Below are 21,976 nucleotides of genomic sequence, written 5' to 3'. Positions count from 1 at the left end.
AACATTATGACTGATAAGCAAAGTTTCGAATCTCACACCCCTATGATGCAGCAGTATCTAAAACTAAAAGCACAACATTCAGACATACTGCTGTTTTATCGCATGGGTGACTTCTACGAACTGTTTTTTGATGATGCTAAAAAAGCGTCTCAATTGTTGGATATTTCCCTCACCAAACGGGGGCAATCTGCGGGGCAGCCGATCCCTATGGCCGGCGTTCCCCACCATGCTGCCGAGGGCTACTTAGCCAAATTAGTACAAATGGGTGAATCCGTCGCCATTTGTGAACAAATTGGCGACCCTGCGACCAGTAAAGGGCCGGTTGAGCGCCAAGTAGTACGTATTGTCACGCCAGGTACTATCACCGATGAAGCGCTATTAAATGAAAGGCAAGACAACCTATTAGCTGCGGTATGGCAAGACCAACAAGGCTTCGGGTTTGCCACATTAGATATCACTTCTGGCCGTTTTATTATCAGTGAAATCGCCGACGAAGAAGCATTACAAGCTGAACTTCAACGCACTCGCCCTGCCGAACTTCTATACCCTGAAGACTTCGCCAGTATGGCATTAATTGAACATAATAAAGGCTTACGTCGCCGCCCATTATGGGAATATGAGCTTGATACTGCAAAACAACAGCTCGGTTTACAGTTTGGCACTAAAGATTTAATCGGTTTTGGGGTTGAAGATGCCCATAAAGCGCTCAGAGCCGCGGGCTGCTTATTACAATATGTAAAAGACACACAACGTACTTCACTGCCCCATATTCGCAGTATTGTGATGGAAAAACAAAATGATAATGTCATTTTGGATGCAGCAACTCGTCGCAATTTAGAAATCACACAAAACCTTGCAGGTGGTACAGAAAACACACTTGCCGCCATTTTGGATATGTGTGTGACCCCAATGGGCAGTCGTATGCTAAAACGTTGGCTACATACCCCATTGCGTAATATTCAAGTATTAAATAACCGCCAACAAGCTATTAGTGCATTGCAAGAATGCGGCTTTGAATTACAACCATTTTTGCGTCAAATCGGCGATTTAGAACGGGTATTAGCACGCTTAGCACTGCGTTCCGCTCGTCCACGTGACTTAACCCGTATGCGTTACGCATTCCAGCAATACCAAGATATTCATCAAATACTGAGCCAATCAAGTAGTTCGTATTTGCAAGATCTTCAAAATCGTATTAGTCAATTTGATGAGTTACAAGGCTTACTTGAAAAAGCCATTATTGATGCACCACCTGTGTTGGTACGTGATGGCGGTGTTATCGCCCCAGGTTATAATAGTGAACTCGATGAATGGCGCGCCCTTGCTGATGGGGCAACCGACTACCTCGATAGACTCGAAATTCGTGAAAGAGAAAAGCTGGGGATCGATACCCTAAAAGTCGGTTATAACGCGGTTCATGGCTACTATATTCAGGTTAGCCGCGGTCAAAGCCATTTAACACCTATCCATTACGTTCGTCGCCAAACGTTAAAAAATGCAGAACGCTATATTATTCCTGAACTCAAAGAATATGAAGATAAGGTATTGACATCAAAAGGAAAAGCATTAGCTATTGAAAAAGCGCTGTATGATGAGCTGTTTGATATGCTATTGCCTCATCTTGCTGCGCTGCAAACTAGTGCTGAAGCACTCGCTGAGTTAGATGTCCTAGCCAACCTTGCGGAGAGAGCACAAACTCTAGGCTATGCTTGCCCACAACTGACTGAAAAACCGGGTATCCAAATAACCGAGGGTCGCCACCCTGTTGTAGAACAAGTGCTTAGCGAGCCGTTTATTTCTAACCCATTATCACTATCACCACAACGTCGCCTATTAATTATTACTGGTCCAAATATGGGCGGTAAAAGTACCTATATGCGCCAAACTGCATTGATTACCTTATTAGCGTATATCGGCAGTTTTGTTCCTGCCAGCAAGGCAGTAATAGGGCCAATCGACCGTATTTTTACTCGTGTTGGAGCCTCTGACGACCTAGCTTCTGGCCGTTCCACCTTTATGGTTGAAATGACAGAAACCGCCAATATCCTTCACAATGCGACAGAACATAGCTTAGTGCTAATGGATGAAATTGGTCGTGGGACTTCAACCTATGATGGCCTTTCTCTTGCTTGGGCTTGCGCTGAAAATTTAGTTAATAAAATCAAGGCAATGACCTTATTTGCTACGCATTATTTTGAATTAACAACACTACCTGAAAAACTCGAAGGTGCAGTCAATATTCACCTCGATGCTATTGAGCACGGTGATACCATTGCCTTTATGCACAACGTTCAAGACGGCGCCGCCAGCAAAAGCTATGGCCTTGCTGTCGCTTCTCTTGCAGGCGTGCCAAAAGATGTGATTAAACGAGCGAAACAAAAGCTTAAAGAACTCGAAGTGATCTCAAACAATGCCAATGCGAGCCATGTGGATAGCGCCCAGCTTAGCTTTTTAACCACAGAAGATGTCGAGCCATCTCCAGTATTAACTGCTCTCGCTGAAATTGATCCCGATAAACTCACTCCGCGCCAAGCCCTAGATTGGATTTATCGGTTAAAGGATATGGATAACTAACATGGATGAGTATGCGCAATTACTCACACCAATCAGGCAGTTTCTGCAATGTGAAACGCCTGATGCGTGGGTAAAAAAAGCGAGTTTGCCTGAAAACTTGCCCATTATCTTAAAAGACCATTTATTATGTGAATTAAAAGCCGCGCAAAGTGCGATGTTTTTAATTCGCAAGTATGCTGTCGATAAAGACAGTGCTGCAGTGCTACTTGAATGGTTTAAACCTTATGAATCATTTGCTTATGACAGAATTGGTGACATCCATACATTAAGAAATAAAAATCAGGTTTCTAAACAGATATTGGCAAAAAAACAATCACCTTATAGCCAAGATTTAATTGATAAAATGGTCCTGCTAATCAAAGAGGAACTTCATCATTTTTACCAAGTTCTAGAGATTATGCATGAACGTAATATTCCATACGATGGCATCACAGCAGGCCGTTATGCTAAAGGGTTGTTGAGCCATGTCGACCCCCATGATCCAAAAACCTTAGTTGATAAGCTAATTATTGGAGCTTATATCGAAGCACGTTCTTGTGAGCGTTTTGCTAAATTAGCCCCATTTCTTGATGAGCAGCTGGCAAATTTTTATATTTCATTATTACGCTCAGAAGCTCGCCACTATCAAGATTATTTGCACTTAGCACAATTAATTAGCAAACAAGATATTACTGAGCGAGTTAATTATTTTGGTATTATTGAAGCTGAATTAATTTCGACACCTGATGATGATTTTAAATTTCATAGTGGTGTCCCCATTAACTAAGCTTGTTCTCTATTATTTACATATAAAAAGCCCCTATAAACCTTAGCTTATAGGGGCTTTAACTATCTAATCAACATCCTACATATTAAATAGCGACTCCAGAGTCAGCTCTTCTCCATGTAAAATATCTTTTAATCGCTTTAAACCTTCTACTTGGATCTGGCGAACACGTTCTCTTGTTAACCCTATTTCACGGCCAACTTCTTCCAGAGTTTCAGCTTCATAGCCTAAAAGCCCAAAACGTCGTGCTAAAACCTCCCTTTGTTTTGGGTTCAATTCATATAACCACTTAACAATATTCTCTTTTAAGTCATTATCTTGAATTGTATTTTCTGGACCTGAATCATTATCATCAGACAATACCTCAAGCAAAGATTTCTCTGAGTCCCCTGCAATTGGCGTATCAACAGATGTGATACGTTCATTTAAACGTAACATCCTACTGACATCTTCGACAGGTTTATCTAGCTGCTCAGCGATCTCTTCAGGGCTTGGCTCATGATCCAACTTCTGGGCTAATTCACGTGCAGTACGAAGGTAAATATTGAGTTCTTTAACGATATGAATAGGAAGACGAATGGTTCGAGTTTGGTTCATAATCGCGCGCTCGATCGTTTGACGGATCCACCACGTTGCATACGTCGAGAAGCGAAACCCTTTTTCAGGATCAAACTTTTCAACAGCACGAATCAACCCAAGATTTCCTTCTTCTATCAAATCGAGTAATGCGAGACCTCGATTATTATAACGACGTGATATTTTTACAACGAGACGAAGGTTGCTTTCTATCATGCGCTGTCGTGATGCAATATCTCCACGCAATGCACGTCTTGCATAGAAAACTTCTTCTTCTGCTGTAAGGAGTGGTGAGAACCCAATCTCACTAAGATAAATTTGAGTGGCATCCAGAACACGTTGATTTGTGTTCTGGAGTAAATCCATTTCGTCATCTAGCTCAGTAACCAGATCCTCTTCTTTAAACTGACTCTCGTCAAAAGTGTCATTTAAATTACTTTCATCGAGGTCATTATATAACTCGTTAACTTTCAGCGAACTTTGGCTCATCAGTGACTCCTACCCTAGATAATGCGGACAGAATGTCAAAGCACTCTGCCCAGTTTATCGTTGCGGCAAATAGCGCAACGGGTTTACTGATTTTCCCTTGTAACGAATTTCAAAGTGTAGTCTAACCGAACTAGTTCCAGTACTACCCATAGTGGCTATTTTTTGACCCGCAGTGACATCCTGCTGATCACGCACAAGTAACGTATCATTGTGAGCATAAGCACTTAGATAGTCATCGTTATGTTTTATAATTATTAGATTTCCGTATCCACGCAAAGCATTACCTGCGTAAACGACTTTTCCTGGCGCAGCAGCAAGCACAGCTTGACCACGAGAACCGGCTATATCTACCCCTTTGTTCCCGCCTTGAGCATCAGAGAAACCTTCAATCATTTTCCCTTCAGCTGGCCAACGCCATTTTATTGACGAATTATTCGTACTGCTGACTGCGGTAGAAGCGGTTGCTGTCGAGGTTGTTGTTGTCGTTGAAACTTGCGTTGCAGGTTTCTTATTATTAGGCAACATCTTACCTGAAGTTTGACCACCACTGTTTGCAGGATACTCATTAGTTGTTCGAAGATCAACCGCTTGCTGATGACTATTTGATGAATTTGCCGCTAATTGAGTGTTCGAGTTCACATTTGTGTTACCAATATTAATAACCTGCCCTACATTTAGGCTGTAAGGTTCTGGAATATTGTTTCTCGATGCTAACTCCCGGAAATCATTACCGGTTAAGTATGCAATATAGAATAATGTGTCACCACGCTGCACCGTATAACTATTACCGCTATAACTGCCTTTTGGAATACTGCCATAGTCACGGTTGTATACAATGCGCCCTTCACCATTAGTTGTTACTGGCGCTGAACTACGGCTTACAGGCTGAGTGTTAGTATTACTTGATAAATTTGGACGAGACGACGGCATTGCCGTGCTCATACCCGTATTTGGTGACGAGGCCGGTGTCGTCCTTTGCACCGTCTGTTGGCTAGACTGGCTATCATTCACACTCGAAATAGGTGCCGCTGTATGATACGGTGTAGAACAACCTGCCAATAGCGCTCCGCTAAATGAAAAGATGACGGCCCATCGAATTCTGCTTATAGGGCTAACAATTTTCATGCTTCTTCTCCCGTGAAGAAAAATCTGACGCGACAATTCAAAACAATGTCAGCAATAGAGTTATCATAAAATATTTCACTTATTAAAGCAGAAATACAAAATAGTGAACAAGTTAAATATATTAAAAATATAACAATTTGAGAGTATGACCTAACGCTTTAAGCTATTCCCCCAAATTCAGCTGGGTAAAATATCATATTTGGAATAGTTTTACTGCTATTTGGGTTAATAGAACCTTTGCAATGATATTTTATTTAAATCGATTATAAAAATAATCAGACTTTGATTAAATACCATTACAAATAGGTTAAAGGAGGTCACCGGCAACCAATGGGACAAAACGGACTTTTTCAATAACATTAGTATGGTAATCATTACCACGTCGAGTAATTAGCTTCAATGCTTGTTCTTTATCACCGACAGGTAAAACCATTCGCCCGCCATCTTTTAATTGCCCTAATAATAGAGCCGGTATTTCTGTTGGTGCCGCAGTAACGATAATAGCATCAAAAGGCCCTTTAGATTGCCAACCTTCCCAGCCATCTCCATGACGCGTTGAAACATTATGTAAATCAAGCTGTTTCAAACGCCGTTTTGCAGCCCATTGCAAGCTCTTCACCCGCTCAACAGAAAAAACATGTTTAACTAAGTGTGCCAATACTGCTGTTTGATACCCTGAGCCTGTCCCTATCTCAAGAACGTGATCATTCGGAGCTAAAGCTAATAGCGCCGTCATTTTAGCAACAATATACGGCTGAGAAATAGTTTGCCCATGCCCAATAGGTAATGGGATATTGTCATAGGCTTTATGGGAGAGCGCTTCATCCACAAACCGTTCCCGAGGAACGAGTGAAATGGCATCTAATAGGCGCTCATCGTGAATTCCCTGTTGGCGTAATTGAGCCAAAAGTTCTTTCATGAGCCCTGTTTTCATTTTACTGACACTCCTGATTTTTCGAGCCACTCTTCTACTAATGAATGTGCTTTATAAGCGGTTAGATCAACTTGTAATGGGGTGATGGAAACATAGCCATTTTGCACAGCTTCAAAATCCGTTCCAGGGCTGGCATCACGAATTTCACCAACAGGCCCTAACCAATACAGTGTATTCCCTTTCGGGTCTTCTAAACTATACACCTCAGAGGCGGCGTGACGGCTGCCACAACGAGTGACTTTGATACCCTTAATCTCTTCGTACGGGATATCAGGTACATTTATATTTAAAATATTGCCTGCTCGCAATGGGTTCTTCTGTAAGAGCGCTAAAATATCGCATGTCACTTTAGCGGCACTTTCGTAATGCGTTTCGCCATCTAGCGATACCGCAATTGAAGGTAAACCTAAGTGGCGGCCTTCCGTTGCCGCTGCAACCGTGCCTGAGTAAATAACATCATCCCCTAAATTAGGGCCACAGTTGATACCAGATACAACAATATCAGGGCGTGGACGTACCACTTTATTCACCCCAATATAGACGCAATCTGTCGGTGTGCCTTCTTGTACAGCAAGGTCACCATTACTTAGCGTCTGAATTTTAAGTGGTTTATCTAATGTTAATGCGTTCGAAGCCCCACTTCGATTGCGGTCAGGCGCAATCACTTGAACATGATAATATTGGCGTAACGCAGCCGCAAGGGTTTGAATCCCCGGCGCATTTACCCCATCGTCATTACTCAATAAAATCTTTAGCATCGACATTATCCTGCCCATTTTGATTAATAATTTCTCTCACAACACTGGTTGCAAAACAACCCGAGTTTAAGAAAAAATTCAGTTTTACCGTCGAGTCATCCAACCATTCCCACTGTAAATTTTGTGGTTTAACAACTACCGCCCGTCTAGCTGAAGAAACTCGTTCGCGCTGCATTAAAGAGATAAAGGGTTGATAATCCTCTAAACGCTGGGTTTCAAATGCCAGTGCTTCATCCTGAGTACCCAATTCCCCATCACCTGGTAATGGGGCAGTAATACTTAATTCATTGGACTCCAAGCGAGGTTGCAATGTAGCAAATTCATCTTGTGTCGCGACAAACCAACTCCCTCTGCCGGTTAATTGCAGCGCATCACCCAACATTACGTGTTGAGCGGTATTATTTGCAATACGTTCACTTGCCACATGATTAAACATTGCACTACGTGCAGCAGAAAGATAAAAACTACGCTTGTTGCGTTCACGTACGTTGATTTCTTGGTTTGCCCAACGCAACGCTTGCGTTAAATTTTGCCCATCGCGCCCAAAACGTTGTTCACCGAAGTAATTAGGCACCCCTGATAATGCAACTTTCTGTAAACGTTGCTCAACGTCTTTTGCATCTGAAATATCACGCAAGGTTATTTCGAACTGGTTTCCTTTCAAGGAACCAATACGTAATTTGCGTTTTTGCCGAGTGACAGCCAGTATTCGGCAGCCTTCGAGTTGCCAAGTCGAAAAAACAGGTGTTTCTTTACCTGGCATTTGCAGGCAAAACCACTGCTCCGTTACTGCATGCCTATCTTTTAAACCTGCGTAACTGACCGCTCTCGCTGAAATTTTAGCAAATTTTGCTAGTTGTTCAGCAACAAACACCGTATTGCAGCCTGTTTTTTCCACACGAACCATAACATGTTCGCCTTCGCCATCTAGCTCAAAGCCTAAATCTTCTTTGACGATAAAATCTTCTGGGACACTTTTTAATGTGCCAGAAGACAATGGCTTACCATGCAGGTACTGAACATTCATTACTTTCATTACTATTATCTTTTATTAAAAGAACAACTGCAGCACAGGCAATGCCTTCTTTACGCCCCACAAAACCTAATTGCTCGGTTGTGGTCGCTTTCGCATTGACATCATCCATGTGGCACTCAAGGTCTTCGGCAATATTCACTCGCATTTGCGCGATATGTGGCAACATTTTTGGTGCCTGTGCCATGATGGTAATATCAATGTTACCAATGCGATACCCTTTGGCACGCACATGGCAAAACGCGTCTCTCAATAACACTCGGCTATCCGCCCCTTTATATGCTGGGTCAGTATCAGGGAATAATTTACCAATATCCCCTAATGCAGCAGCGCCGAGAATTGCATCAGTTAACGCATGCAATACCACATCACCGTCAGAGTGCGCGAGCAAACCTTGTTCATAAGGGATACGCACACCACCAATGATAATAGGGCCTTCGCCACCAAATTTGTGTACGTCAAAACCGTGTCCGATTCTCATTTTTTTTCCTTAATTGTTCATTCTTGAAAGATAAAATTCCGCTAAAGTGAGGTCTTCTGGGCGCGTCACTTTTAAATTATCAGCGCGGCCAGCAACTAACACTGGTTGGTGGCCGCAATACTCTAGCGCAGAAGCTTCATCTGTGATCACAGCGTTTTCTTTCAAGGCCTTACTTAGACAGTCCCGTAATAATGTTAACGGAAAAAATTGTGGTGTGAGCGCATGCCATAACGCTTCACGTTCAACAGTGTGGTCAATTAATTGACTCGCTATTGAGCTGCGTTTCATGGTGTCGCGTACGGGGGCTGCGAGGATCCCACCACAACAATTTTTTTCCGCTGCTAATTGAATAATTTCATTTAAATCTGATTGATGGAGGCAGGGACGCGCCGCATCATGCACTAATACCCAGCAATCTGAAAAATTGGGGTTAGTGATTAAAAAATCCAGACCTGCTAATACTGAATCAGCACGTTCTTTGCCACCAATAACCGTCGTTACTCGTGGGTCATTAGAAATTGCAAGCTGCTGAAAATAATCATCTTCTGCACTCAAAGCAACCACAATCTCTTGCACTTTATCATTTTCGAGCAATGCGCTTATGGTATGTTCAATGATCGTTTTACCTGCAACCTGCAAATATTGTTTTGGGCACTCGGCATTCATACGGCTACCTACCCCAGCAGCAGGAATCAGTGCAACAATTTGAGGGAGATTGTTTTCTGGGGCATGGTTTGGATTTGTCATTGTTGAATTCTTACATCAGAAATTATCAGGCTAATGGGTATACTATTTTGACATCATTTTATTATGTCTATTTCTGGTTATTACTTTCTTTAACCATCCGATAAAATGATTCCCCTGGTTTGATCATCCCAAGCTCAGTTCGAGCTCGTTCTTCAATCGCATCTTGGCCATCATTTAAGTCGTTTATTTCAGCGAATAGCTGTTCATTACGCATTTTTAAACGCGAATTTACAATTTCCTGAGCGGCGACATCATCTTTGACTTGTACGTAGTCGTGTATGCCATTTTTGCCTAACCATAAGGAATACTGTAACCAAGCTAATATCGCAATTAATAGTAGCGTTAATTTACCCATCTTGCCCCCTGAAATGATTTGCTAATCATCCCATAACTCAACGATTGACGCCACTGTGATACTGAAATTGTGATAAAAAGTCAGATTAAGTCGGGTTTGAATACGCAAAATACCGCCTTATTTTACCATCGAATAAAATAAAGGAGGTATTTTAGCTGTATTAATAATCTAGCTGAATGACATGATTGCGCAATAAAAGCGCAATGATTTGGGAAAGAGAATCCGAAATAGGTTGTTGACCATCCAGATGCAGCTCAGGATGTTGTGGTACTTCATAAGGGGAATCAATCCCAGTAAATTGTTTTATTTTCCCTTCTCGTGCTTGTTGATATAACCCCTTAGGGTCTCTCTGTTCACAAACATTTACGGGGGTGTCCACATACAACTCAAAAAATTGCTCGGGTTCAAACAAGTCACGAACTTTCTGTCTATCCGATTGGAAAGGTGAGATAAAGGCAGTCGCAACAATTAACCCCGCATCGACCATTAACTTAGCCACCTCTCCCACTCGACGGATATTTTCTTGTCTATCAGCCTCACTAAATCCTAAATCACGGCATAAACCATGGCGAATATTATCGCCATCCAACAAGTAGGTTTTCATTCCCATGGACGTAAGTTGGTTCTCTATTGCCCCCGCTAATGTTGATTTCCCAGAACCTGATAACCCGGTGAACCACAACACAGCACCTTTATGGCCATTATTACTTTCGCGTAATTGGCGAGTTACCGCGTGTTGGTGCCAAACAATATGGTTTTCTTTTGTCATCCGTATTATTTCCCACCTAAAACATCACGTGCACCCCAATGTGGGAAATGGCGGCGGACTAATTTGTTTAGCTCTATTTCAAATTCACTAAAATTACTATTTTTTTCAAAGACAGGGGCTTGTGTTTCGCGGACTAAACCCGCTCCGACGGTCACATTTGTTAATCTATCAATAAAAATCATTCCGCCAGTGTCTGAATTGCGTTGATAGTTTTCCAGTAACAATGGTTCATCAAAGGAAAATTCGACTAAACCAATACCATTCAATGGCAGCTCTGTCGCCACTTTCTGCGTTAAATTATTGATATCTACTTGATATTGAATATTTTCTACTTTTGCCCGACTGCGTTTTCCCGCAATTTTAATATCAAGTTGTTGGCCTTGAACTAGCGGCTGTTCAGACATCCACACGACATCAACAGAGGCATGCTGTGTGCTTTGTAAGGTTTCATCTTGTGCAACAATTAAGTCGCCACGACTGATATCAATTTCATCCTCAAGCACTAATGTAATTGCTTCCCCCGGCACAGCGAAATCTTGTAACCCTGAAAATGTCACAATTTCTTTGATTGCTGAGATGGCGCCAGAGGGCAACACTTTAACCTTTTGCCCCACTTCCACGACACCTGATGATAATGTCCCGCTGTATCCGCGAAAGTCCAAATTTGGGCGGTTCACATATTGCACAGGGAAACGCAAAGCTTGCTCCGAGGCTTTTTGTTCCACTTGAACATTTTCCAATATCGATAATAGCGTATCACCTTGATACCATTTCAAATTATCACTTGAATTTACAATGTTATCGCCATCTAGGGCAGAGATAGGTACAAACCATACCTTTAAATCCACAGGCAATTCCATCGCAAACTTTTTGTAATCTTGTTTTATTTTTTCAAAAATGGCTTCACTGTAATCCACCAGATCCATTTTATTGACGGCAACAATAAGATGGCGAATCCCAAGCAATGTACTAATAAAACTGTGTCGACGTGTTTGCTCCTGTACCCCTTTTCGAGCATCGATCAACAAAATAGAAAGTGAGCAAGTTGATGCCCCTGTCGCCATATTGCGCGTATATTGTTCATGACCGGGAGTGTCCGCAATAATAAATTTGCGTTTTTCTGTTGAAAAATAACGATAAGCCACATCGATTGTGATCCCCTGCTCACGTTCAGCAGCAAGGCCATCCACCAGCAAAGCAAGGTCAAGCTTTTCCCCTTGAGTCCCTATCCGCTTACTGTCACTTTGCAAGGTTGACAGCTGATCTTGGTATATTTGGCGGGTATCATGCAGTAAACGGCCGATTAAGGTACTTTTACCATCATCCACATTACCACAGGTTAAAAAACGCAATAATCCTTTTTGTTGCTGCGCCAATAAGTAAGGTTCTACCCCACCTTGCTGTTCGATTTGATGAGCGATTGATTCATTATAAACGGCTTGTGCCATGATTTTTCTCCTGACTTTGCGTATTCACCTTGCCCACTAAAAATAACCTTGGCGCTTTTTCAACTCCATAGAAGCGGATTGGTCGCTATCAATCAGCCGCCCCTGCCGCTCACTCGTTGTGGAAATCAACATTTCTTCTATAATCTCAGGCAGCGTTTGTGCTTCTGATGGCACAGCTCCGGTCAGTGGCCAACAACCTAATGTTCTAAAACGCACTTTTTGCTGACTAATGACTTCACCAGCTTGTAAGTCAATACGGTTATCATCCACCATTAACAAAGTGCCGTCCCGCTGAATAACCGGCTGCTCTTTTGCAAAATACAGGGGAACAATATCGATATTTTCCAAATAGATATATTGCCAGATATCGAGCTCAGTCCAATTTGATAACGGGAAAACACGAATACTTTCCCCTTTATTGATCTGTCCATTATAGTTATGCCACAACTCAGGCCGTTGGTTTTTAGGATCCCAACGATGAGATCGGTCACGGAAAGAGTAGATCCGTTCTTTGGCACGTGATTTCTCTTCATCACGACGAGCACCACCAAATGCAGCATCAAAACCGTACTTATCTAAAGCCTGCTTTAAGCCCTCGGTTTTCATAATATCTGTGTGCTTAGCGCTGCCATGCACAAACGGGTTAATCCCTAATTTTTCCCCTTCAGGATTACGATAAACAAGTAGCTCAAAGCCGTATTTTTCTGCAGTTGCATCGCGAAACTCGTACATTTCACGAAATTTCCAGCCGGTATCAACATGTAAAAGAGGAAATGGTAGTTTTCCCGGATAAAATGCCTTGCGTGCTAAATGCAGCATCACGGAAGAATCTTTACCAATAGAGTACAGCATGACTGGGTTAGCAAATTCGGCGGCAACTTCACGAATGATATGAATACTTTCTGCCTCTAACTGCTGTAAATGAGTCAATTTTTTGTCGTTCACGATAGCCCCTTACTTAAGCCAGTTCCAATACGGCACTGCGCCATCTTATATCTTCAGTTTGAGAACCAAACCATGCGAGTTGTTGGTGTAATGCAGCGACTTCACCAACCACTATCAAAGCAGGAGCTGGTGCCTGCTGTGCTAACACTTCAAGTTCATCTAGTTTTCCGGTTACTACTTTTTGTTCACGCCTTGTACCACAGCCGATAACCGCTACAGGGGTATTTTCAGCACGGCCAAATTGAATCAATTGTTCGCTGATTTTCGCGGCCTTCACGGTCCCCATATAGATAGCTAAGGTTTGGTTTCCTCGAGCAAGTGCCTGCCAATCAAGTTCCATCCCATTTTCACGGCAATGACCCGTAATAAACGTAATGCTTTGTGAATGTTCGCGGTGAGTCAGCGGAACTCCTGCGTAAGCGGCTGCACCAATTGCTGCAGTCACACCCGGAACCACTTGAAATGGGATCCCCGCTTGCGCCGCCACTTGTAGCTCTTCCCCTCCTCGCCCGAAAACAAAAGGATCACCACCTTTAAGGCGCACCACTTTTTTACCTTGTTGAGCAAATTTCACGATTAAAGCATTGGTTTCTTCTTGGGAAACACTGTGATTTCCTGCGCGTTTCCCAACACAAATCTTGTCAGCGTCGCGGCGAACTAACTCGAGGATTTCCTCACTCACCAGATGGTCATACAAAACCACTTCTGCACTTTGTAAAACTCGCAACCCTTTTAACGTGAGTAGCCCCGCATCACCCGGCCCAGCACCGACTAAGATTAATTCGCCATGGTTATCAGGCTCATACAATTGACGTTCCAATTGTTGTTCCGCTTCACTGAATTGCCCTTTTTCTACTAAAGAGGCAAAACGCCCACTAAAACTTTTTTCCCAAAAACGTTTTCTTTCACGCATATTAGTAAGTGTTTCTTTGACTTTATGACGCCAGCGGCCGGCTATTTCCGCCATTTTCCCCAAAGAAGTTGGCAACATCGTTTCCAATTTTTCTCTGAGTAAACGTGCTAATACAGGCGCAGTCCCCCCTGAAGAGATCGCCACAATCACTGGCGAGCGATCGATAATAGAAGGCACAATAAATGAACATAATGGTTGGTCATCAACCACGTTAACAAATATTTTTCGTTCATTGGCGTCATAGAAAACCGTTTCATTCAGTAATGCATCATCTGTTGCTGCGATAACTAAAAAAGCATCATCTAAATGAATGGATTGGTAATCTTCAGCTAACCAAACAAATTTATTTTGTTGGTGTTCAGCTTGTAACTGTGTACATAACGTCGGTGAGATGACCACTAAGTCAGCTTGTGCTTTTATTAGCAATTCTGCTTTTCGTGCTGCGACCACACCGCCGCCAATTAACACGACCTTTCGCGTGCGGACATCGACAAATAATGGTAAATAATCCATCTTGCTCACCCATCGTTATATAAACTTATTATAAGAAATAGACAATTGACTATATGGCTTCACGTAATAGGTTTGAAATGACAAAAAGCTCTTTCTTGTAACTGAAAAGCATAAGCCAAAAAATTTGTATAAAAGCCATTAAAACCCGCTAATATCAAAAAAAACACAACACTTAACGCAAACTTATAATATTTATAAGAAAATTGAAAATAAGGGAAAAATAAGAGATACTTATTTTTAATAAAAAGTATCCCTTTGTAATTAAACAAATATTTTATTAAATTCGTAATTATTTATATTTTAAACTCAAGTCATAACGTGAAACATGACTAATCAACACTCTAAATTATTCGAATAGCGCGTAGCCAACAACACTGCAGATTGAATTATGACCTAATCAATATTCTAAATAATTCAAGTTGCAGCTAGGCGGCAAGTAAATGAGTCGCTAGGAGCATACACCAGTATATGACTAGTGCGAGTGCGCGTAGCCAACAACACTGCAGATTGAATTATGACCTAATCAATATTCTAAATAATTCAAGTTGCAGCTAGGCGGCAAGTAAATGAGTCGCTAGGAGCATACACCAGTATGTGACTAGTGCGAGTGCGCGTAGCCAACAACGCTGCAGATTGAATTATGACCTAATCAATATTCTAAATAATTCAAGTTGCAGCTAGGCGGCAAGTAAATGAGTCGCTAGGAGCATACACCAGTATGTGACTAGTGCGAGTGCGCGTAGCCAACAACGCTGCAGATTGAATTATGACCTAATCAATATTCTAAATAATTCAAGTTGCAGCTAGGCGGCAAGTAAATGAGTCGCTAGGAGCATACACCAGTATGTGACTAGTGCGAGTGCACGTAGCCAACAACGCTGCAGATTGAATTATGACGAATATTTAGTTTTCATGAAGCCCGCACTCACGCTTTAAACCAAAAAAACGCGTATCTTCTTCATTCATACCCTCTTCCCATTTGCGAGTTGTATGGGTATCGCCAACCGATAAATACCCTTGTTCCCACAACGGATGGTAGGGTAAATCATATTTTGTTAGATATTCATAAACTTGCTTATTATTCCAATCAATCACTGGTAAAACTTTAAAAATCCCTTTCCCGATACCTAGTACAGACAAACTTGCACGGCTTGCTGATTGTTCTCGCCGTAAACCAGAAAACCAGGTTTGTGCTTGTAATTCATGTAACGCGCGCTCCATCGGCTCAACTTTATTCAATTGGTTATAACGCTCAATACCATCAAGCCCTTGTGTCCAAAGTTGACCATACAGCGCTTCTTGCCAAGCCGGTGACTGTTTGGCTCGATACACCTGCAAATTTAAATTCAGCTTATCTGTTAACACTTCAATAAACTGATAGGTTTCTGGGAACAAATAACCAGTATCCGTTAAAATAACTGGGATATTAGGCACAATTTGCGTCACCATATGCAATGTCAGTGCCGCTTGGATACCAAAGCTGGAAGACAACACAAACTCAGTCGGTAAGTATTCAACCGCCCACTCAACCCGCTGCAATGCATTCATTGCTTCTAACCGGGAATTAGACTCAGCGAGATAAGCGATTTGTTGGGGCTTATCGAGTTCGATGAGTGTTGCTAGTTCAAGTCGGCTCATACTGCCTCCTTAACCTCATAAAAATCAACAGCAGAATTCAATACGGGCTTAACAACATTGGTGCGAATAACAAAATCGCCAAATCCTTCATTAGGTAGACGGTTTTTCGCCCAATCACCGATTAACTCATCCAAAATAGCTAAAATCTCTGTACTAGTGATGTTTTCACGGTACATGCGTGGAATACGGGTGCCAATGCGATTTCCACCTAAATGTAAGTTATATCTATCCATCGCTTTACCGACCAGCCCTACTTCCGCCAGCATGGCTCGCCCACAGCCATTAGGGCAACCCGTTACCCGCAAAACGATATGTTCATTGGCAACTTGATGAGCGGCCATGATACTTTCCACTTGACTAATAAATTCAGGTAAAAAACGTTCTGCTTCGGCCATCGCGAGCGGGCAAGTTGGAAATGATACACAAGCCATGGAATTTTCACGTTGTGCCGTAATGTCATCACTCATTAACCCATGAGATCTAGCAATCGCTTCAATTGCCGCTTTTTCACTTTCGGGCACACCCGCAACAATTAAGTTTTGGTTTGCCGTTAAACGAAAGTCCCCTTGGTGAATACGTGCAATTTCAGCCACGCCGGTTTTTAATGGTTTATTTTCTAAATCAATTAATCGACCATTTTCAATAAACAATGTTAGGTGCCAACGGTTATCAATGCCTTTAAGCCAGCCAATCTTGTCACCGCGTTCAGTAAATTCATATGGGCGAATAGGTTCGAAAACTACGCCTGAGCGCCTTTCGACTTCAGCTTTGAAAGTATCAACTCCCACTCGCTCAAGGGTATATTTGGTTTTCGCATTTTTACGTTCAGTACGATTTCCCCAATCCCGTTGGGTAGTCACTATCGCTTCTGCAATGGCTAACGTTTTCTCTAATGGAATAAACCCAAACTCACTGGCTAAGCGAGGAAATGTCGCCGTATCACCATGAGTCATAGCAAGGCCACCGCCCACCAGCACGTTAAAACCGATCAACTCACCATTTTGGGCTATCGCAACAAAGTTCATATCATTTGCATGCAAATCCACATCGTTTAATGGCGGGATCACGACAGAGGTTTTAAATTTTCTTGGCAAATAAGTTTGCCCTAAAATTGGCTCTTCATCCGTTGTCACTATTTTTTCTTTATCTAACCAAATTTCCGCGTAAGCACTAGTGCGCGGTAATAAATGTTCAGATATTTTCTTTGCCCATTCATAAGCTTGTTGGTGCAATTCAGATTGCACGGGGTTAGAGGTACATAACACGTTACGGTTGACGTCATTCGCCGTTGCAAGGGCATCTAAACCAACGTGACTTAACATTTGATGGGCAGGCTTTACATCCCCTTTTAAGATGCCATGGAACTGAAATGTTTGCCGATTCGTAATGCGCACACTGCCATACAGCGTGTGCTCTGTGGCAAACTTATCAATATCAAGCCATTGCTTGGGTGTAATAATGCCGCCCGGCAAACGACAACGTAGCATCATTGCATGGCGAGGCTCGAGTTTTTGTTCCGCTCGCTCGGCACGAATATCACGGTCATCTTGTTGGTACATACCGTGAAAGCGAATCAACAGGAAATTATCACCCTCAAATCCCCCCGTTAACCCATTTTTTAAGTCATCCTTAATGGTTCCACGCAAGTAATTACTGTCTTGCTTCATGCGTTCACTGTCTGCGAGTTTACCTTCGACAATTAAGGGCTTTTGTTGTTGTTCATTGCTCATTAATAAACATCCCTCTGATAACGGCGCATTACGCGCAACTCACTTAAAAATTCATCAGCCTCTTCACTGTCCATGTTCCCATATTGACTGACGATATCTAATAATGCCTGTTCAACATCTTTGGCCATGCGGTTTGCATCACCACACACATAGATGTGCGCACCTTCTTGTAACCATTGCCAAACTTCTTCACCTTGTTCGCGAAGTTTATCTTGTACGTAAATTTTTTCTTGCTGGTCGCGAGACCACGCTAATGAAATATGGGTTAGTAAACCGTCTTTGACATAACGCTGCCATTCCACTTGGTAGAGAAAGTCATCAACAAAATGTGGATTACCAAAAAATAACCAATTTTTTCCTGTCGCACCGTCATTGTCACGCTGCTGTAAGAAAGCACGAAATGGCGCTATCCCTGTACCAGGGCCAATCATGATCACAGGCGTATTTGGGTCTTGTGGCAGTCGAAAGTTATCATTGTGCTCAATGAATATACGAAGTTCATCATCCTCATTTAAGCGATCGGCTAAGAAACCTGACGCACCACCAGTACGCGCCTTACCATCAATCTCATAGCGGACAACGCCAACCGTTGCATGAACTTCATTTTCTACTTCAGATTGGGAAGAAGAAATCGAGTACAAACGAGGGGTTAGCGGACGCAGTAGGTCAACAAATTCTTGGGCAGTAGGCTGAGATGCCGCTTGGCGTACCATATCGACGATTGGCGTATTTTGTGCGTAGTGCAAAATAGCGGCTTTATCGCTAATTAATGACAATAGAGCATCGTCTTTTGATAACTGAGCATATTTTTCGACAATCACTGGAGTATTTTGTGTCAGTTCTAATTGATAAATCAGCGCATCACGTAATGAGTGGCGCTGCGAACCAATAAAGACTTCTTCATCACCTTGCAGCCACAACAAAGCCACCAGCTCATCAACTAAAGCAGGGTCATTATCGAACCAAACACCTAGTGCATCACCAGGTTGATAACGTAAACCAGAGTCACCGAGATCAATTTCAATATGGCGAACATCTTTTTGTGAGTCCCGACTGGTTATTTTTTGATTGCTAAGAAGTGACGCAGTCAATGGTGCGGTTTTACTATAAGGTGATGAATGAATTTCATTCACACTTCCTGCTTGAGTCGCCAATAATTGGCTATCACTTTGAGCAGGAACGCGAGCTTTTAAAATCTGAGTGAGGCTTTCAACCCACTCATCCGCAATCCCTTGGTATTCAACATCCGCATCAATTCGCTCGGTTAATGACGTCGCCCCTAATGATGCAAGCTGTGAATCGAAATCTTTACCTGCTTGACAGAATTTTTCGTAAGATGAATCCCCCAGCGCAAAAACCGCATAACTGGTTTGTGATAAATTTGGCGCTTTTTTAGAATGAAGATATTTGTATAATGCAATCGCTTCTTCAGCTGGCTCCCCTTCACCCTGCGTTGAGGCTACAACAACTAACACTTTCTCTTGGTTAATTTGTTTGAATTTATAATCCCCTGCATTCACTAAATTCACACTAATTTTTTCACCGACTAAACGCTCTCTAAGCTGCTCTGATAGGCGGCGTGCATTTCCTGTCTGTGATGCAGAGATGATTGTGACCGTATCTTGGGTAACCACAGGCGCACTGACAGATGCATCAACTTGCGTATTCTGATTTACTATTCCCCACAAATAACCAGAAAGCCATGCGAGTTGATGGGATGAAAAATCATCAACGGCCGTCTGTAAACGTGCTAATTGCTCAACAGATATTGGCAGCGCCGCTAATGGCGGCTGTTTTTTTGTCATTATCTTGTAACCCCAGTGTTATTCATCTTTGATTTTAAAAACGACGCCATGTCATTACCCCAGAAAAGACCGACAACCTAACACTTGCTCATTCACCCAAATAATTAAGGTAATAAAGCAAAAAATACCGCAGTACCTGAAACATATAGGGTATGCAGTTAGGTTATAACAACCCTAGATAATGGGATAAGAAACGATAGCCATAATTAATAACTAAAAAGCCTAAAGCAATTAACTGATGGATCATATTGATAAAAGCGGTTAACGCTATTTTAGTAATTAAAGATATTTTCACCTAAAAATGCAGTACAATACGCTGTTTATTCACAACAAGGAGCCACATATGAGCACAACAATCTATAAAGATTTCACTTTCGAAGCTGCCCACAAATTACCTCATGTCCCAGAGGGTCATAAGTGTGGCCGTCTCCATGGGCATTCTTTCATGGTGCGTTTAGAAATTACTGGTGAAGTCGACTCCCATAGTGGTTGGATTATTGATTTTTCCGACGTAAAAGCCGCGTTTAAACCTATTTGGGAACGCTTAGACCATCATTATTTAAATGATATCGAAGGGTTAGAAAACCCAACCAGTGAGGTATTAGCGCAGTGGATTTGGCAACAAACTAAGCCTTTACTACCCTTATTAAGTGCGGTTACCGTAAAAGAAACCTGCAATGCAGGTTGCGTCTATCGCGGAGAAGCTTAAAAGTACAAGTGCTACAAATATAATGTAATGTTATTTTACGCAGCCATTTTGATAGCTGGGCAAAATAACATTCATAAATATAGAAATATAATATAGGGACACAAGCACCTCAGGCGGCAAGCCTAATAGATTTTGAAAATAAATGAGGGGCAAAAAGCAATCAGTGGCTGACATTCCCCCTTGAAATTAAGGATATAAAAACTTTAATTTGACATAGTGCATTAAATTATAACCTGATCTATTATTTACCATTATTTACTCTTAATAAGGCAGGGAAAATGCATTTATTTCAACAAACACCAAAATCCAGAAGGCGTTATGGACTGGCCGCATTTATTGGTCTAATCGCTGGTATCGTCTCTTCGTTTGTCAAATGGGGGGCTGAAGTCCCATTACCACCAAGAAGCCCAACGGATATGTTCAACGCAGCTTGTTCGCCAGAAACGCTGATCCGTGCAGCAGAACAAATTGACTGCTCACGTAACTTCCTCAACCCACCTTATATTTTCTTAAGGGATTGGTTAGGAATTGCCGACCCTAACTCTGCAGTTTACACCTTTGCTGGGCACGTTTTTAACTCTGTGGGTGTTACCCACATCATATTTTCTATCGTGTTTGCTGTCGGATATTGTATTGTTGCTGAAGTATTCCCTAAAATTAAGCTATGGCAAGGGTTGTTAGCGGGTGCACTGGCGCAATTATTTGTCCATATGATTTCTTTCCCTCTTATGGGGCTCACCCCTCCACTCTTCGACCTACCATGGTATGAGAATGTTTCAGAAATATTTGGCCATTTAATTTGGTTTTGGTCTATTGAAATTATTCGCCGTGACTTACGTAACCGTATTACTCATGAGCCAGATCCTGAAGTACCATTAAACCAACCATTTAGGTAATTTAAAGGCCCCCAATGAGTGTTTTCTAACTCTTGGGGGTTACTAAAAACCATCGCTATTTTTTATTATTGAATATCCAAATACTTATGTGTTTGAATTGATAAACGCCAGTTGCGTTGAATACAGGTTTCAATACACAATTTTGTTGCTGCCGCTTTTTGGCTGATTGGCTGTAATGCCACTACTGGAGGCGTTTCGACAGTACGTAATGCTAAAATTTTCTCAAGTGCATCAATATCTTTCTCGCGAGCAACAGGATGTTTAATTTCATTGGCACGATTTACTGCTTGGCTGATCACCTGCAGTCCTCCTTTCATACCGACTTTTGGTGATACAGTAACCCATGTGTTATCAGTGCATTGAATAGGGTATGTGCCGCTAGTTTCAATTTGGCATTGATATCCATGTTGTTCTAATATCCCAGTCAGTGGCTGTAAATCATAAATACAGGGCTCACCGCCTGTAATAACAATATGCTGTGCGCTGAAGTGTTTTTCTTTCATTAATTGAACCAATGCCTCACCATCTGCCATAGCCCATGCATCTGAATCAATCGTTTTAAGTGCGATATCCCCTAGGGTAGATTCTTTATCTTGTTCTTTTTCCCATGTTTGTTTGGTATCACACCAGCTACATCCAACTGGGCAGCCCTGCAAACGAATAAATACGGCTGGAACACCAGTAAAAACCCCCTCTCCTTGAATGGTTTGGAAGATTTCATTAATTGGGTATTTCATATCACTCCTAAAATAGTTAGCTGAGCACGCATTAT

The 21,976-nt window shown here is 42.1% G+C and carries 20 protein-coding genes; 4 read left to right on the top strand and 16 right to left on the bottom strand.

Annotation, left to right across the window (positions count from 1 at the left end):
* The first annotated feature begins 6 nt into the window (after nucleotides 1-6).
* Complete coding sequence (gene mutS, locus PZ638_RS04730; protein WP_180312395.1) at nucleotides 7-2,574, top strand: DNA mismatch repair protein MutS; 2,568 nt, start codon at nucleotides 7-9, stop codon at nucleotides 2,572-2,574.
* Between the two features lies 1 nt (nucleotide 2,575).
* Complete coding sequence (miaE, locus tag PZ638_RS04725; protein WP_096865144.1) at nucleotides 2,576-3,340, top strand: tRNA isopentenyl-2-thiomethyl-A-37 hydroxylase MiaE; 765 nt, start codon at nucleotides 2,576-2,578, stop codon at nucleotides 3,338-3,340.
* Nucleotides 3,341-3,418: 78 nt separating this feature from the next.
* On the opposite strand, the gene rpoS is transcribed toward miaE, so the two are convergent.
* The 15 genes from rpoS to cysJ all read right to left on the bottom strand — a co-directional run bounded on the left by rpoS (nucleotide 3,419) and on the right by cysJ (nucleotide 19,599).
* Entirely contained in the window at nucleotides 3,419-4,405 is a 987-nt protein-coding gene (rpoS, locus tag PZ638_RS04720) for an RNA polymerase sigma factor RpoS (protein WP_004260723.1), read from the bottom strand.
* A gap of 54 nt (nucleotides 4,406-4,459) precedes the next feature.
* A complete protein-coding gene (nlpD, locus tag PZ638_RS04715) occupies nucleotides 4,460-5,530 on the bottom strand; it encodes a murein hydrolase activator NlpD (RefSeq protein ID WP_094960916.1) in 1,071 nt (356 codons plus the stop codon).
* A gap of 307 nt (nucleotides 5,531-5,837) precedes the next feature.
* Nucleotides 5,838-6,464 (bottom strand): protein-L-isoaspartate(D-aspartate) O-methyltransferase, encoded by a 627-nt coding sequence (locus PZ638_RS04710; protein WP_004260727.1) that lies wholly within the window; start codon nucleotides 6,462-6,464, stop codon nucleotides 5,838-5,840.
* Nucleotides 6,461-7,222 (bottom strand): 5'/3'-nucleotidase SurE, encoded by a 762-nt coding sequence (gene surE / locus PZ638_RS04705; protein ID WP_004260729.1) that lies wholly within the window; start codon nucleotides 7,220-7,222, stop codon nucleotides 6,461-6,463. Before surE ends, PZ638_RS04710 begins: the two co-directional genes overlap by 4 nt.
* The gene (gene truD / locus PZ638_RS04700) at nucleotides 7,200-8,258 is read right to left on the bottom strand and encodes a tRNA pseudouridine(13) synthase TruD (RefSeq protein WP_144140613.1); all 1,059 of its coding nucleotides are present in this window, start codon (nucleotides 8,256-8,258) and stop codon (nucleotides 7,200-7,202) included. The genes surE and truD overlap by 23 nt, the downstream gene beginning before the upstream one ends.
* Nucleotides 8,224-8,736 carry a 2-C-methyl-D-erythritol 2,4-cyclodiphosphate synthase gene (ispF, locus tag PZ638_RS04695; RefSeq protein ID WP_004260732.1) on the bottom strand — a complete coding sequence of 171 codons (513 nt, stop codon included), beginning with the start codon at nucleotides 8,734-8,736 and terminating at the stop codon, nucleotides 8,224-8,226. The genes truD and ispF overlap by 35 nt, the downstream gene beginning before the upstream one ends.
* Nucleotides 8,737-8,745: 9 nt before the next feature.
* The gene (gene ispD / locus PZ638_RS04690) at nucleotides 8,746-9,483 is read right to left on the bottom strand and encodes a 2-C-methyl-D-erythritol 4-phosphate cytidylyltransferase (protein ID WP_004260733.1); all 738 of its coding nucleotides are present in this window, start codon (nucleotides 9,481-9,483) and stop codon (nucleotides 8,746-8,748) included.
* A 67-nt stretch (nucleotides 9,484-9,550) separates the two neighbouring features.
* Complete coding sequence (ftsB, locus tag PZ638_RS04685; protein WP_004260736.1) at nucleotides 9,551-9,838, bottom strand: cell division protein FtsB; 288 nt, start codon at nucleotides 9,836-9,838, stop codon at nucleotides 9,551-9,553.
* A gap of 160 nt (nucleotides 9,839-9,998) precedes the next feature.
* On the bottom strand, nucleotides 9,999-10,607 hold the full coding sequence (gene cysC / locus PZ638_RS04680; RefSeq protein ID WP_004260739.1) for an adenylyl-sulfate kinase: 609 nt from the start codon (nucleotides 10,605-10,607) through the stop codon (nucleotides 9,999-10,001).
* A 5-nt stretch (nucleotides 10,608-10,612) separates the two neighbouring features.
* A complete protein-coding gene (cysN, locus tag PZ638_RS04675) occupies nucleotides 10,613-12,055 on the bottom strand; it encodes a sulfate adenylyltransferase subunit CysN (RefSeq protein WP_144140611.1) in 1,443 nt (480 codons plus the stop codon).
* A gap of 36 nt (nucleotides 12,056-12,091) precedes the next feature.
* Nucleotides 12,092-13,000: a sulfate adenylyltransferase subunit CysD gene (gene cysD, locus PZ638_RS04670; RefSeq protein WP_272674714.1), complete on the bottom strand. Its 909-nt coding sequence runs from the start codon at nucleotides 12,998-13,000 to the stop codon at nucleotides 12,092-12,094.
* Between the two features lie 13 nt (nucleotides 13,001-13,013).
* Nucleotides 13,014-14,426 carry a siroheme synthase CysG gene (gene cysG, locus PZ638_RS04665; protein WP_094960912.1) on the bottom strand — a complete coding sequence of 471 codons (1,413 nt, stop codon included), beginning with the start codon at nucleotides 14,424-14,426 and terminating at the stop codon, nucleotides 13,014-13,016.
* 903 nt (nucleotides 14,427-15,329) lie between these two features.
* Nucleotides 15,330-16,064: a phosphoadenosine phosphosulfate reductase gene (cysH, locus tag PZ638_RS04660; protein ID WP_144140609.1), complete on the bottom strand. Its 735-nt coding sequence runs from the start codon at nucleotides 16,062-16,064 to the stop codon at nucleotides 15,330-15,332.
* Nucleotides 16,061-17,794, bottom strand: coding sequence for an assimilatory sulfite reductase (NADPH) hemoprotein subunit (cysI, locus tag PZ638_RS04655; protein ID WP_004260751.1), 1,734 nt, complete (start codon nucleotides 17,792-17,794; stop codon nucleotides 16,061-16,063). The genes cysH and cysI overlap by 4 nt, the downstream gene beginning before the upstream one ends.
* Nucleotides 17,794-19,599, bottom strand: a complete 1,806-nt coding sequence (gene cysJ / locus PZ638_RS04650) for an NADPH-dependent assimilatory sulfite reductase flavoprotein subunit (protein ID WP_272674862.1) — start codon at nucleotides 19,597-19,599, stop codon at nucleotides 17,794-17,796. Before cysJ ends, cysI begins: the two co-directional genes overlap by 1 nt.
* Before the next feature lie 343 nt (nucleotides 19,600-19,942).
* Here cysJ and queD point away from each other — a divergent pair, with 343 nt between their 5' ends.
* Nucleotides 19,943-20,308, top strand: coding sequence for a 6-carboxytetrahydropterin synthase QueD (queD, locus tag PZ638_RS04645; protein WP_004913900.1), 366 nt, complete (start codon nucleotides 19,943-19,945; stop codon nucleotides 20,306-20,308).
* A gap of 278 nt (nucleotides 20,309-20,586) precedes the next feature.
* Nucleotides 20,587-21,204 carry a YagU family protein gene (locus PZ638_RS04640; protein WP_004260761.1) on the top strand — a complete coding sequence of 206 codons (618 nt, stop codon included), beginning with the start codon at nucleotides 20,587-20,589 and terminating at the stop codon, nucleotides 21,202-21,204.
* A gap of 65 nt (nucleotides 21,205-21,269) precedes the next feature.
* Here the strand turns inward: PZ638_RS04640 and queE are convergent, their stop codons facing one another.
* A complete protein-coding gene (queE, locus tag PZ638_RS04635) occupies nucleotides 21,270-21,941 on the bottom strand; it encodes a 7-carboxy-7-deazaguanine synthase QueE (RefSeq protein ID WP_144140605.1) in 672 nt (223 codons plus the stop codon).
* Nucleotides 21,942-21,976 lie beyond the last annotated feature (35 nt).

The sequence above is a fragment of the Providencia hangzhouensis genome (assembly GCF_029193595.2).
In the GTDB taxonomy this organism is placed as follows: Bacteria; Pseudomonadota; Gammaproteobacteria; order Enterobacterales; family Enterobacteriaceae; genus Providencia; species Providencia hangzhouensis.
Note: the sequence above shows the minus strand (reverse complement) of the source record. Positions and strands in the feature narration are given on the sequence as shown.